The organism is Sphingobacterium sp. KH_072 (genome assembly GCF_057837975.1).
Map to the genome: position 1 here is coordinate 2,800,455 of NZ_CM174457.1, position 14,249 is coordinate 2,814,703.

A 14,249-nucleotide genomic window follows, 5' to 3' on the forward strand; every position below is an offset into this window, starting at 1 on the left:
TTAAAAGCGATATACATATTAACCTTCCTTTCTGTCTTGCGAAGACAGAAAGGAAGGTTTTTTCATTAATGATACGATAACAACGAAACCACGTTGGTGCTAAAACGATCCAATCGTCCGCTCGCTTGCAAGAAGGCTAAGTTTATTAAGAAGCAAAAACCAGCCACTTCCCCACCCACTTTTTCAATCAGTTTAGAGGCCGCGACAACCGTACCACCAGTGGCCAAAAGATCATCGTGGATCAATACACGGGCACCTGGCGCGATCGCATCTTCATGGATCTCAATCGTGGCTTGTCCGTACTCCAGCTTGTAGGATTCAGAAACCGTTTTGTGCGGCAGCTTCCCTTGCTTACGAATCGGCACAAAAGGTTTATTCAAGTGATTGGCCAGCATTAATCCAAACAGGAAGCCACGGCTCTCTATCCCCGCAATCACATCAAATTCTAAATGTGCAATCTGTTTAGCAAATTCGACAACCACTTCGCTGCACACGTCTGCATGTTGCAAAATCGGTGTAATATCTTTAAATACAATACCCGGCTGTGGGAAGTTCGGTACATCACGTACCAAGGATTTCAGTTTTTCTTCAAGCATCTATTGTTGGAAATCTAAATAGGATTCAATTTTAGCAAAAAAATCTGTATCTAGCATCAGTATTTTCCGCATATCGTCAATTGATCGAAATGTACCATGCTGACTTCGATACTGTACAACACGTTCTGCTTGGCCTTTAGAGACATAAGGATGTCGCTGCAATTCACTCGCTTTCACATGATTAACTCGGATTTTGCGCAACACTGGCTGTTCCAGATAAAGCTGCGAAAACCACTCACTTAATCGTTCCTCTGGTAATCCGTACACCTCACGTAATTGTTCCAGCTGATGAAAACCACCTAATAGCTCTCGATAGCGTACAATGCGTGAAGCGTACACACTGCCGATTCCGCGTATTGTCTTCCACTCTGTCGTGTCGGCACGGTTCGCCTCGATGCGCACGGCAGTTTTCCTTTCGTGTGTTGCATAACTAGTATTCTTATTTTGTCTAGATCCCAGGATTGAAGTAGGAGATTGATATTTATCCTGTTCAGCGCTTTTGGTTTTCGTCTCCGCAATGCGGATATAGGGCGCTATCTGGCGATACAGCGCATCATCGATCACATACATCTTCTGTACATCTTCTTTCTTTCGAAATTTACCACCGCGCTCTTCGTACCGATGAATACTAGCAATCTGCTTTGTAGACAAACCTAATTTTGCCCAATCTTCTGCTGATAACTGATTGGGATCAAAAGGTTCTAAGTTGAGGGATCTGTGGGATTTCTTTTCACTAGATTGACTCGCGTATTGCGGCAAGGTTTTTTCTGGAAACACCTGCACCGAATAAGCTGTCATCGGATCTGGTTTGCGAACAAACGACCAGATGCTAGGCCCAAGCGTAAGTAGTAAAATGAAAATTGTGAGCACGAGAAAGCCGTTGCGTTCCTTGTATGTCAGATTAAAAAATTCCTGCAAACGTTTCATCCCAGATAAGATTTGGTTAACAACGATTCCTTGATTGGCGATTTATATGCTTAAATTTGGGATAAATTTTTAACGTATACAACACATGCACATCGTCAAAGCTCCATTTCTGCTACGAAGCTTCTATCCAGAGGCCACTTGGAATAGATCGCGTAAGGAAAAGAAGATTTACCTGACTTTTGACGATGGCCCTATCCCCGACGTGACGCCATGGATCTTAGATACCTTGAATGAACATCAGGTGAAGGCAACTTTTTTCTGTGTGGGCGAAAATGTGCAGAAAAATCCTGAAATCTTAAAAAGACTGCTGAACGAAGGTCATGCCGTGGGTAATCATACCATGCAGCATTTAAAAGGTTGGGATACGCCACAAGATATTTATTTGGAAAATATAGATGCTTGCCAGCAACTACTCAACACAAAACTATTTCGGCCGCCCTACGGCCGAGCGAAAAAATCGCAACTAAAAGTATTGAGAGAGCACTATGAAATCGTTATGTGGGATGTACTGACAGGCGATTACGATCCAAAAATCACGCCCGAACAGTGCTTAAAAAACGCAGTCAAATACACTAAAAATGGCAGCATTATCGTATTTCATGACAATGTAAAGTCATTTCCAAACGTGCAATATGCGCTACCGCGAATGATGGAGCGACTCCACAAAAAGGGTTATGAGTTTGCGTTACTGTAAAGTATCTTGGGTGGTGATCTCCAGATAGGTAGAGAAATCAAACTCGTATACAGTAGCACTACTCACACCAAAATAACCCAATGCACCATTTGAAATATTGGAAGTCGGGTTTGCTGGTGCTGCAGATCCAGGGTTTGTAGATTGAAACTCATTCCAATACCGATACACCGCAGCACTAATACTCTGCCGACGGATAATGACTTTAGAAGTCATTTCTATATCATTATCCACGCTACCGATTTGATGCGTGACATACAACCCATCATTGAACTTATCGCTGAAAACACTAAAGAATTTCATCGGATTCTCATCTACAGATACATTGTATTTGTAATAGTTTGGCACGCCTGCTGGATCTTGAAAGCGCAGCGTGGCAAAATAATACGTATCATTAAATATATTCTCCCGCAGCATGCCTACAGAATCGACAGGCACTTGCACAGGCATGGTCTCGGTAGATTCATACACTTCGCCATCAACCGTTACACGGAGCGAATATGTGGCATTCTCGCGCGCGGTGAACCCTCGATTGATGTAACCTTGGTGTTGGTCAGAATATACGAATTGAAAGGAATTATTACGCGGCCCTAAAATCTGCACATCGGCGTCAGTAATCACCTCGCGCGGTCTTGCGTCGTTGAAAGGTACAGTCCGCGAAACGTAGATCACTTGCGTATTGGGCAAATTGTTTAGATCTGCTTCAATCACCACGCGCTGGTCAGCATCATTTAAATTAATGTCAATGATCTCTTCGCAAGACGACAGCAATTGACAAAGAAGAAGAACGATCGCAGGGATAAAAAATCTTTTCATGACACTAAAACTTAAAATTCCAAGTTACTGAAGGAATAGCTCCAAATAAGGCTATTTTGTACGCCTCCGTGATATTAGGATTTACCTCATTCTCGCGGAAGTCGATGATGTACGCATTGCGTCGGTTGTAAGCATTGTATACACCAAACGCCCAACTAGAACTAAATCGCTTTTTATCTGGTGTAGGTTCGTATACCACCGAAAGATCTAAGCGATGATAATCGGGCATACGATAACCGTTGCGTTCGGTATAATAAAACCGAGTACTGCCATCCAATTGGTATTTCCCGGATGGAAAAGTAATCGCGTTACCGGTGTTATATACAAATGTTGCGCCAGCCGTCCAGCGTTTCGAAAGCTCGTACATCGCCACAATTGAAACATCGTGCGTACGATCTTGCCTTGCATTGAACCATTCGCCACCATTGATCTGGTCAAATTGACGCTCACTTTTTGCCAACGTATAGCTAATCCAACCATTCAGCCTACCGCGATTTTTACGTAACAGCCATTCAATACCGTAAGATCTTCCCTTGCCAAATAGCAGTTCGCCTTCCAATTGATTGTTGGCTTGAAGATCGGCACCGTTACGGAAATCGATCTGATTCCGCATATCTTTGTAATAGATCTCGGTAGAGAACTCATACCCATTATTCGCAAAATTCTGAAAATAACCTAAGGATACTTGGTCGGCAATTTGCGGTTTGATATTCACACTGCTAATCACATACTGATCCGTTGGCAAGCTCGACGTAGTATTAGTTAGCTGATGAAGATGTTGTACAATGCGATTATAGCTCGCCTTGATACTATTATTACCATTTAGTAAGTAACTCATCGACAATCGTGGCTCTAAGTTTAGGTAATTCTTGACCACTTCGCGTCCGTATTGCTGCTCACCGATAGCTTCACCATCGTCATCAAAATCATAAAACGAGCCCGGTCCCAATACCATAAAGTTGGTAAGGCGCAAACCATAGATCATCGAGAAACGATCCGATACTTTCCATTCGTCTGAAGCGTAGATCGCCGACTCAAATCCCTGCCTCGTATCTACCGTTATCGAATTGACCGTACTATTTGCAGCTGCACTCAAACTGGCAGGGCGTATGGTTTGGTTCAAAGCATTCAACCCAAAACGAATCGAATGGTTATTGAAACCATAATACGTAAAATCTTGTTTCAAATTCCAGTTTTGAATCTGCGAAGCGATGCCAAAATCATTATCATTGCTATTTACCCGCACATTGTAGGTAAAATCACTGTATATCAAGGAGGTATTACTGAACAACTTTTCGTTGAGAATACTATTCCAGCGCAGCGTAGCGGTGGCATTGCCCCAATCGAAACTAAATCGATCGGAATAGCCTAAATCATCTTTCCCAAAATAGCCAGACAGATAAATCGTGTTGCGATCGTTGATCTTATAATTCATCTTAGCATTCAGATCGTAGAAATACAGCTTACTTTGGTTGACATTTTCATCGTTAGACAATTTCAAAAACAGATCGGCATAAGTACGTCGTCCGCTAACCATGAAAGAGCTTTTATCTTTTACAATTGGGCCATCAATTTTCACACGCGAAGCGATTAATCCTACGCCACCTTCTACGCCAAATTCTTTCTGGTTTCCATCCAACATATTGATATCCAGCACCGACGAGATGCGACCGCCATATTGCGCAGGAATACCGCCTTTAAATAAGTTAACATCTTTAATCGCATCCGAATTGAAAGTCGAGAAAAAGCCCAATAAATGGGAGGCGTTGTAAACGATAGCTTCGTCTAGCAAGATCAGGTTCTGATCGCCACCGCCACCCCGCACGAAGAAATTAGAAGAGCCTTCGTTGCCCGTAGCCACACCCGGCAATAGTTGAATGGTTTTGAGAATATCTGGTTCACCGAAGATCACCGGAACTTTCTTAATTTCTTCTGCTGTGATTTTTAAGGCGCCCATTTGCGGACTTCTCACCTGATTAGGGCGCGATGAGGCAGAAATTACGATTTCTTCAATCTCCTTGCTTTCGTTAGAGATTTCAAAACTGCGCTGTAGATTCTGCTTTAATTCAATCGTATTGGAGATCGTATTGTAACCGATATAGGAGATCTCTACGCGATGCGTTCCTGCTGGCACTTGTACCGAGAAAAAACCATAACTATTGGTACCGGCTGAAATATCTAAATCTGGAAACCGAACCATTGCTCCGATCAGCGTTTCGCCTGATTGTGCATTTTTCACAAATCCGCTTAAGGTGACCCGATTTTGTGCTTGAGCGAAAGTAGTAAATAGCAAGAATGTATACAGCGCAAAGAATATCCTAAGCATCATGAATTGTTAGTTGTGTGAAAGCTGTCCTTCTGCGTCAGTAAAAAACTGATTAAAAAAGGCAAATTGAAAGTCAAGCGATTTGGTGACATAAGCCCAATCATGCTTGCCCGGCATACTTTGATAATGGTGCGGTATGTTGAGGTAAGTCATTTGCTCATGCAAACGTAAATTCACGTTATGAAAGAAATCATCGCGACCGCAGTCGATATAAATTGGCAAACGTTTACCACCGATTAGATGTAGCATTTCCATTACGGTGTGCGATTGCCAAGATGCAGGATTTTCCGCGTAGCTTCCTAGTCGCTTTGCCATATCCCAATTATTAGGAAATGGACGAATATCCACGCCACCAGCAATACTGCCTACCGCGCCATACACATCTTGATGGCGCAAAGCAAGATACAATGCACCATGTCCGCCCATGCTAAAACCAGTAATTGCGCGATAGTGCGCTTCTTCACTGGCTGGATAATTTGTCGAGATATAGCTTACTAACTCGTTAGACACGAAAGTTTCATACTGAAAGTTGCGATCGCCAGCAATATCCCAATACCACGAGCTATGGCCACCATCAGGGCATACGACCAATATTTGATAGCGATCTACCAATTCCTGTAATTGCGCGACGCGCTGAATATAATCGTGATATTTACCACCAAAGCCGTGTAGCAAATAGAGGGTAGGTAATTTTTTGTAGTTAGTGCTCTTCGCAGGTTTTACAACCACTGCTTTGACACTTTTCTGCATGCTATTGCTAAACACCTCGACCGTGTCGACTTGTGCTCCCGCCAATTGTTGACACAATAACAAGAAACACAGCAGCATATATGGTAGCTTCATTAATTGACGAATTGATACCGGTAAAGGTACGAATCCAAACCTAATGGCCGTTCACTAATTGTATAAAAACTTCGTCCATCTCGATCAAAAGCAATGCCTTCTCCTTGTGGCTCAGGCGCATAGGGGATTTCGGTGAATGCTTTACGCAATGCCGATACGACAGATTGTGATGGATCTCGTTGCCAGTGATATATGCTGGTGAGATTTTTGATTAAAATATCTCTTCCATTAGCGGATATATCTGCCGCCGTCACAAAAAACAGGGGTAACTCGGCTTCCTTTTTTAAGATGTATGGTTTACTGGAATTGACCTGGTAATCAGTCTTTTCCTGCAAAAAACCCACACTATACACACGCACATGGAAGTCGCGTTTGGAGATTAATAACAATTGATTGGTCAGCGGATCGACAAAGAAAGCTTCTGCATCGCGTGCGCCATCCGGGTACACCACTGAATAGGAATTAATCGCCGAAATTTTGGCTTGCTTTTCACCATTTTGCCAGGTTGGCTCTTCAAACACGTGAAAAGAGATCTGCTTTCTTTTAGCGCGATTGTCACCGATATCACCGACTACCAAATGGTATTTTCCGTCGCGCATCATCCAGGCAATCTCTTCAAAATCTCGTGCTACGACGCCTTCTAAGGCGTAAGTACACAATAAATTAGCTCCCGAATCAATTAAATATATATTCGCATCGTCGCCACTATCATTGTGCACCCAGAAACAATTGGGATTGGCCACAGAAGGCACAATGCCCGACAATTCCTGCAAAGAAGGATGCTTCACTTGCCCTAAGGTTTGACGAATCGATTCCGGATGCACCTGCGCGTGCATAATGCCAGATGATAGCGCAACCAGACTTAAAACCAAGCACAACCTAACGTAAATCAATTTCATTTTTGTACTGATGCCCAATTTCGACAAATCATCTTAATTAGCAGCAAATGCTGCGATCAACTGTGCACGGAACGAATTATCTTTCTCCGAGATTTCGAAAGATTTACGGTATGTGTCTAGCACAGCAAACACCTCTGCTTCGGCACCCATATCATTTTCAAAGAAAAGCTTAAAGCTGTATGTTGCTTGCTTATTTTTATTTAAATCTATCGCTTCATTATTAGAAGAAAAAACCAATGGCGCAACGGTACTAGCCGTCATCTTACCGGTATCTTTGAGATCAAATAATTCTTGTAAAGCCTGCACAAAATGGTCGGAAGATGCGCCTAACGAAGAGAACCGAATCGCTCCGGGTACAAATCCATTTTCCTGATCTGGCTCACCCGTCGCAGTAACACCTGCCGCAATCTCTTTCAAAACTTCGATTTTCAACCCAACAGTATCTTCCCTAAAGAGCGATTTGGCAGTATAGATGATTGTTGAATCGGTTTTCTCTTCACCAACAATATTTAGAAAAAACTTATACTTAGCCGCTTTCTCATCATTTATAAATGGGCGGCTTTCTATCACTTGCTGATCACTATTCGTACCTGTAGTATCTTCGCCTTGCTTCTGCGGCGACTGACAACCTACCAAAGCGCTTAGCAATGTCACCGCTCCTATTACAGCATATTTCATATTCATAGTCTTTCGTTTTGATCGTTTAACAAATCTGCAAAAAATTAGTTTGAGTCGGAAATGCGTGATGTTATTATTTTGAAGCAATATCCTTATATCAATGCATCGTACAACACCTCCACGGGATGATAAGCGCGTCGATCACTGCCATCCGCGATCTGATGCCGACAAGATGTTCCAGCTGCCACAATAATGGATGTAGCATCCGTAGCTCGCACCGCAGGCAATAGCACCAACTCGGCAATGTTCATCGAAACATCGTAGTGTTCTTTTTCATAGCCAAATGAACCGGCCATACCGCAACAGCCCGATGGAATAAGCTCCACATGGTAATTTGCTGGGAAAGACAACATATTCGTCGTATGGTGCATCAGCTGAAAAGCTTTTTGATAACAATGACCGTGGACTTTTATGCTTTTTACATCGCTAGTAAATGCTGTTTTTGGAATATTGCCCCGACACATTTCTTGATCCAAGAATTCATCAATCGTTAGCGCGTATTGCGCTAGATGCTGCGCGGCAGGCTTCCAATCGGCATCGGCCAGATCAAGATACTCGTCTCGAAAAGTCAAAATAGCCGAAGGCTCAATGCCTACAATCGGTGTTTTATCATTCACTAAAGCAGAAAGCGCCTGCACATTATAGCGCGCGAGTTCTTTTGCTTCTTTTACAAACCCTTTGGATAGATAGGTACGTCCACTCTCTTTGTGATGGGGAATGATGACTTCATAACCCAAGCGTTCTAGTAACAAAATAGCTTTTTTACCAATCTCCGCATCGTTATAATTCGTAAACTCATCACAAAACAAATAAACCTTTCGCAAAGCTGATGGCGACTTCGTATGCCGTGAACTCCAGCGTTTCAAAGTAGTACTGGCTACGCTAGGCAAAGAGCGTTTTTGGGCGAAGCCCAATAAACTTTTCACGGCATATGATGCCGTTGGCGAACGCACAATCGCATTATAAACCGGAGCTACCCAAGAAGCCAATTGTTGCGACTTCGTAAAGTGAGCAATCACCCGAGCACGAAACGACGGGCCAAATTGATCGTAATATTGCTGCAGAAATTCGGCTTTCATTTTTGCCATATCTACCTGCGAAGGGCACTCGGTCTTACAGGCTTTGCAGCTCAGGCATAAATCCATCACTTCTTTGATTTCTTCATGCGCAAAACGGTTTTTTTGCGTAGAAGAGGTCAAAAACTGACGGAGAATATTGGCTCGTGCTCGTGTCGTATCTTTCTCATCACGCGTGGCCATGAAAGAAGGACACATCGTACCGCCACTAATTTCCGTTTTGCGGCAATCGCCCGAGCCTGAGCATTTCTCAGCAAGCCGAAGAATACCTTCTTGTTTAGTAAAATCAAAGTACGTCGTTACCAATTCTTGTGTATTTCCCACCTCATACCGAAGCGCCGTATCCATCGGTGGCGTATCGACAATCTTCTGTCGATTAAAAATTCCTGCTGGATCAAAGATCTGTTTCACTCGCTTTAGTAAGGCATATACTTCTTTCCCCAGCACTTTTCCGATGAATTCCCCACGCAACCGTCCATCCCCATGTTCTCCACTCAGAGAACCATTATATTTCAACACCAGATCACTGGTCTTTTCTAGTATACGACGAAACTGCTTGACGCCTTCTGCTGTCTTGAGATTTAGAAAAGGCTCAATATGCAATTCGCCCGCACCAGCATGCGCATAATACGATGCAGGCACACCTTCTTCGGTCAGTAATGCCTGCACGTCGGCCACGTAATCTGGTAAATCTTCTGGTGCGACAGCGCAATCTTCTATTAAATTCACCGGTTGAGCATCGCCAGGCAGATTTCGAATTAATCCTAAACCTGCTTTGCGCACATCCCACACCAAATTAGACTGATCTCCTAAAACCAGCGGATAAGCGTAGCCTAAATTTTGGGATTGCAAATCAGCTTTCAACGCCTCGGCCTGCATCATCACCTGTGCTACGGTATCTGCGCGAAACTCGACGATCAGCAGCGCAGCAGGATCGCCAGAAATAAAAAATCGATTGTGCTGATAAGTAGGATGTCCTACTGTAAAATCCAGAATATATTTATCGATTAATTCGGAGGCTTGTGGCGCATGTTGCAAAGCCACGACATTGCCGTGCATACAGGAGATCATATCAGCAAAATGCACACACAGCACGCCTACTTGCGCTGGTGGCAGCGGCATCAATTTTAGTTTTGCTTCGAGCATAATGCCCAGCGTACCTTCCGAACCGGCCAACAGTTGACAGAGATCAAATGGGCGATCCTCGTCTGCCAATAAATCCAAAGCATAACCTGTATTTCTTCTTGTCAACGTTTTTTTGGGATAACCATTGGCAATGGTTGATCGATTACCTTTATCGGTCAACAAATCATTCAGCTGGCAGTATATTTCGCCTTCACGTGTTTGTAGATTTAGTTTTTGCAGCAATTGCAATGGCGTCAAAGCACCAATTTCCATTCGCGAACCATCATCTAGCAACAACACGGCGGAAAGCAAATTTTGTCGTGTATCTCCCCATACAATAGAATGCAAACCTGAGGAGTTATTGCCCACCATGCCGCCGATCATTGCGCGACTGGCAGTGGAAGTTTCTGGACCAAACATCCATCCAAAAGGTTTCAAAAATGCATTCAGATCATCGCGGATTACGCCCGGTTGTACACGCACCCAGCCTTCTTCTTGATTTAATTCGACAATACTATTAAAGCACCGCGACATATCGAGCACAATTCCATTTCCGACCACTTGGCCAGCCAACGAAGTACCAGCGGCACGTGGAATCAAGGTCGTACGATTTATCCTAGCAAATGCTATTAATTGCTGAACATCGGCATCATCTTGCGGAATAGCAACCGCCAAAGGCAATTCTTGGTAGATCGAAGCATCCGTGGCATACGCCATACGCATCGTATGATGGGAAGAAATGTCTTCATCGTAATAAAGCTTACCTCGCAAAGTATGTGAAAGCGAGCTTAGTACTTCTTTGTTCATAAATCTCTCAACAATAGCATATGGGTGAATGGTCTAGCAAACATAATTAAAACCATTCTCATTCTACATACACTGTCATTTGTTGTTCTTAAACTTAATGACACGCCATAAGAACATAATTCTCTTTCAAACATTTATAACAGTCATATATTCTTATATAATCAATGGTAATGAACAATATTCAGAATTTACACTAAAGTAACGAACAATATTCATACGAATGATTACTTTTGTGCCACAATGGAGAAAGTGGAATATAATTTGGATCAAGTCGACCTCCAAATCCTTCGGATCATGCAGCAAAATGCACGAACAAACAATGCAGATATCGCACGGGAGTTGGGCATGGCACCATCGGCTATTTTGGAACGTGTGAAGAAGTTGGAGCACAAAAGTGTGATTCTAGATTATCACACGCAGATCAATCCAGATGCCTTAGATCAGAAAATGCTGTCTTTCATCTTTATCAAATCGCACGATAATATTGGTGATCAGCGTGTCGGTCTTTTATTAGCCAAGATTCCAGAAGTATTGGAGGTACACGATATTGCCGGCGATGATGGCTATTTAATCAAAGTGCGCACCAGCGATTCAGGCGGTCTGGTAGATCTGATGCGTAATACACTCAGTCAGATTGAAGGAATTATATCTACACGCACCACCATTGTATTAGAAACCGTAAAGGAAAGCCACAAGCTGGTTATTCCAAATTCTTAACATTTTACATTTTTTGTGATGGTAAAACAACTACAGTCGCCAATTGGGCTTATCGTCTTCGCATATTTGGTCGTATACATCGTCTGGGGATCTACCTTTTTCTTTATCGAAAAAGCGCTGCATGCATTCCCTCCATTTGTCATCGGCTCTATTCGTTTCCTGACAGCAGGAGTACTACTCATGGGATATTGTAAGATAAAAGGTTATAAACTTTTTGAACGCACCGCTGTAAAACAGGCCGTTTTTGTCGGTTTCTTATTGTTATTCTTAGATATGGCAGCCGTGATCTGGTCAGAGCAATTTATATCGAGCGGTATCGTATCTATTATATCTGCAGCTACTGTAATCTGGTTTATCGTATTGGACAAACCGCGTTGGAAGGAGAATTTCACGAGCCCGACGACTGTAATCGGTTTGATCATGGGATTCATTGGTGTATTAATGCTTTTTGCAGAGCAAATATTCAACGATAACGGAGATGAACACGATCAATCCATGGTGCTCATCGCGATGATTGTCATGACCATGGGTACGATCGCTTGGACAATCGGCTCACTGTATAGCAAGTACAGTAGAAAACCGAGCGATGATAGTGATAACGGTGAAGAGAGCAAGTCTGGTAAGACAAAAGATTTGCATGTGAGTGTAAAAACCGCTTGGCAGATGTTGACGGCTGGTGTGGTGTTTACGATTGTCGGTTCTACCAATGGTGATTACGCGCGATTCGACGCAGCCAGCGTACCGATTGAATATTGGGGAGCTATTGTTTACTTAATTATAATGGGGTCAATCTTAGCTTTCAGCTCTTACATCTGGCTATTGCAAGTGCGGCCTGCTACCGAAGTAAGCACCCATGCTTATGTGAATCCTATTGTTGCGCTCTTGTTAGCTCATTTTTTCACAGATCATATCGTTACCGGATTGCAGATTCTTGGTTTATGCGTAGTACTGAGTAGCGTTCTTTTGATGAACTGGAAGATGTATTCCGATAGTAAATTGATTCACAATTTTAAAAGAAAACGTCGGATTAAAAAACTACTTCACATGGCACCAAAATCGAGCATTCCACGCATTGTAGAAATTGCCGAATTCGCGGAAACCGAAGCAAAAGAAAAACGTTAAAAACATTTAACATATAATCCTGCAACATTCCGTTCTTTCATCGCGTCTTGAAGTTATGAAAGTAAGCGTATAGATCGGCTAAGTGCTATAAAAACAGTAGGTGAAATTTTTACCGGTAAATCTCCCCAACTGACCGAAGATAGCACGACACTAGTCGAATTACCATTCTGCTGAAGCCGTTTGTACGCTACTTTTGAAGAAACAATAAAACAAAACTTCAAAACAATATGAAAAAGATATTCATCACTCTCATCGCAGCAATCTTGGTTAGTCTAAGTATGAACTCCTTTGCTGCCCCACTGGTAAATCCTTTAAAGAATTACAATTCTAATCGCATCGTCGCTACATATGTAGAGATGATCTCCGCTGGAAACTACGAATGGAGCGAGCACTTGCTATCAAAAGACTTCGAGTATGTCAACGATGTAAACCGCACAAAAAACACCCGCTCCGAATATTTGAGCTTCTTGAAAAAGAATAAAGGTTTGAAATACGATTGCACGAGCAAATTCGAAATTTTGGATGAAGTAGGCAATACTAGCATTGCTAAAGCAACGATGGACTTCGGCCACTTCACCCGCGTAGACTATATCACATTAAGCCGCGTAGATAACGGATGGCAAGTGAGTAAGGTCGTGACCACTTACCCATAGAAACTGGGTATTTTGTTTCAGTGTGTGTGTAAAGCCTACATTAGATGTAGGCTTTTTTTGTGCTGTAAGCACTTTTATTAAACCTTTTAACCGCATCTTGGTCTGTTATTTGACTATTCATATATTATGAGAAAGATTTTAATTACACTGCTTATTCTCGTCCTTTTGGGCTTTGCCGGATGGATGATCTGGAAACGATTTAGTCCGGTGGACAATGTAGAATCCAGACATCAGATATTAGTAGAGCGTATTGAAGCCATGGGCAAACTGGAGTTGGTGAAATACCGACTTAGCGACGTGGTAGAACATAAAAACATCAGTGCCTATCTACCTGATGCGTCTGTATTGTTAATTGTGAAAGCAGATGCTGTTGGCTGTGTGGATCTATCGCGCATCACACCGAATGATATAGAGGTGATCGGCGACTCTGTTATCATACAATTACCGCGTCCAGAGATTTGTTATGTACGTATAGACCATGATGCTTCTCGCGTGTACGATACGAAGATGGCTTTCTTCCGCGAAGCGCAATTGGTAGATGCTGCCTATAAAGCGGCCGAAACGCAAATCATGAAGGAAGTACGGCAATCGGATATTTTGGAGCAGACAAAATCGAATGCTTTACACGTGTTTCGTCCATTGTTGGAAGGATTGGGATACGCAAAAGTAAATTTATCATTCGCGCCGTAGGCACTCAGATGATCGCTAGAGGGCGGAATTTTGTTAAAGAAATGTTAACACCAGACATTTACACAACATTCGAGACAGCTCGGCGTTTTAGTAGTATAATTTCATAATTTAGGTTAATAATTGGTTTGGTAAACTCCTGAAACTCCCCGTTTCAGGAGTTTTTTTGTGTTCGATTTGAAGGATCTCGTCATCCCGGGGGGGGGGGCAACGCGATCGATATCATTTCATACAAAATGCTTGATAAATACTTGGATTTAGATTGCCACAGCCTCGTTCCTGGGCA

General features: G+C 42.8%; 13 protein-coding genes. 5 read left to right on the top strand and 8 right to left on the bottom strand.

All coding sequences use genetic code 11. From position 1 onward, the window contains the following. Positions 1 to 65 precede the first annotated feature (65 nt). Together AC3IRT_RS12620 and AC3IRT_RS12625 are read right to left on the bottom strand one after the other, a co-directional pair. The gene (locus AC3IRT_RS12620) at positions 66 to 596 is read right to left on the bottom strand and encodes an adenine phosphoribosyltransferase (RefSeq protein ID WP_489393573.1); all 531 of its coding nucleotides are present in this window, start codon (positions 594 to 596) and stop codon (positions 66 to 68) included. After that, complete coding sequence (locus AC3IRT_RS12625) at positions 597 to 1,523, bottom strand: ComEA family DNA-binding protein (RefSeq protein ID WP_489393574.1); 927 nt, start codon at positions 1,521 to 1,523, stop codon at positions 597 to 599. A gap of 85 nt (positions 1,524 to 1,608) precedes the next feature. Here AC3IRT_RS12625 and AC3IRT_RS12630 point away from each other — a divergent pair, with 85 nt between their 5' ends. Next, entirely contained in the window at positions 1,609 to 2,217 is a 609-nt protein-coding gene (locus AC3IRT_RS12630; RefSeq protein WP_489393575.1) for a polysaccharide deacetylase family protein, read from the top strand. Here the strand turns inward: AC3IRT_RS12630 and AC3IRT_RS12635 are convergent. From AC3IRT_RS12635 to AC3IRT_RS12660, 6 genes are all read right to left on the bottom strand, one after another. Continuing rightward, positions 2,209 to 3,030: a DUF4249 domain-containing protein gene (locus AC3IRT_RS12635; protein WP_489393576.1), complete on the bottom strand. Its 822-nt coding sequence runs from the start codon at positions 3,028 to 3,030 to the stop codon at positions 2,209 to 2,211. The genes AC3IRT_RS12630 and AC3IRT_RS12635 overlap by 9 nt on opposite strands. A 4-nt stretch (positions 3,031 to 3,034) precedes the next feature. Next, positions 3,035 to 5,359, bottom strand: a complete 2,325-nt coding sequence (locus tag AC3IRT_RS12640) for a TonB-dependent receptor (RefSeq protein WP_489393577.1) — start codon at positions 5,357 to 5,359, stop codon at positions 3,035 to 3,037. 6 nt (positions 5,360 to 5,365) lie between these two features. Further along, complete coding sequence (locus tag AC3IRT_RS12645) at positions 5,366 to 6,199, bottom strand: alpha/beta hydrolase (RefSeq protein ID WP_489393578.1); 834 nt, start codon at positions 6,197 to 6,199, stop codon at positions 5,366 to 5,368. Continuing rightward, positions 6,199 to 7,098 (bottom strand): hypothetical protein, encoded by a 900-nt coding sequence (locus AC3IRT_RS12650; RefSeq protein WP_489393579.1) that lies wholly within the window; start codon positions 7,096 to 7,098, stop codon positions 6,199 to 6,201. Before AC3IRT_RS12650 ends, AC3IRT_RS12645 begins: the two co-directional genes overlap by 1 nt. Before the next feature lie 33 nt (positions 7,099 to 7,131). After that, positions 7,132 to 7,782, bottom strand: coding sequence for a hypothetical protein (locus AC3IRT_RS12655; protein WP_489393580.1), 651 nt, complete (start codon positions 7,780 to 7,782; stop codon positions 7,132 to 7,134). Between the two features lie 86 nt (positions 7,783 to 7,868). Next, entirely contained in the window at positions 7,869 to 10,784 is a 2,916-nt protein-coding gene (locus AC3IRT_RS12660; RefSeq protein WP_489393581.1) for an FAD-binding and (Fe-S)-binding domain-containing protein, read from the bottom strand. A 240-nt stretch (positions 10,785 to 11,024) separates the two neighbouring features. Between AC3IRT_RS12660 and AC3IRT_RS12665 the strand changes: the two genes are divergently transcribed. The 4 genes from AC3IRT_RS12665 to AC3IRT_RS12680 all read left to right on the top strand — a co-directional run bounded on the left by AC3IRT_RS12665 (position 11,025) and on the right by AC3IRT_RS12680 (position 13,966). Beyond that, on the top strand, positions 11,025 to 11,501 hold the full coding sequence (locus AC3IRT_RS12665) for an Lrp/AsnC family transcriptional regulator (RefSeq protein ID WP_116774530.1): 477 nt from the start codon (positions 11,025 to 11,027) through the stop codon (positions 11,499 to 11,501). Between the two features lie 18 nt (positions 11,502 to 11,519). Then, positions 11,520 to 12,623 (top strand): EamA family transporter, encoded by a 1,104-nt coding sequence (locus AC3IRT_RS12670; RefSeq protein WP_489393582.1) that lies wholly within the window; start codon positions 11,520 to 11,522, stop codon positions 12,621 to 12,623. 227 nt (positions 12,624 to 12,850) lie between these two features. After that, on the top strand, positions 12,851 to 13,276 hold the full coding sequence (locus tag AC3IRT_RS12675; RefSeq protein ID WP_489393583.1) for a nuclear transport factor 2 family protein: 426 nt from the start codon (positions 12,851 to 12,853) through the stop codon (positions 13,274 to 13,276). 126 nt (positions 13,277 to 13,402) lie between these two features. Then, the gene (locus AC3IRT_RS12680) at positions 13,403 to 13,966 is read left to right on the top strand and encodes a DUF4230 domain-containing protein (RefSeq protein WP_489393584.1); all 564 of its coding nucleotides are present in this window, start codon (positions 13,403 to 13,405) and stop codon (positions 13,964 to 13,966) included. The last annotated feature ends 283 nt before the right edge of the window (positions 13,967 to 14,249 follow it).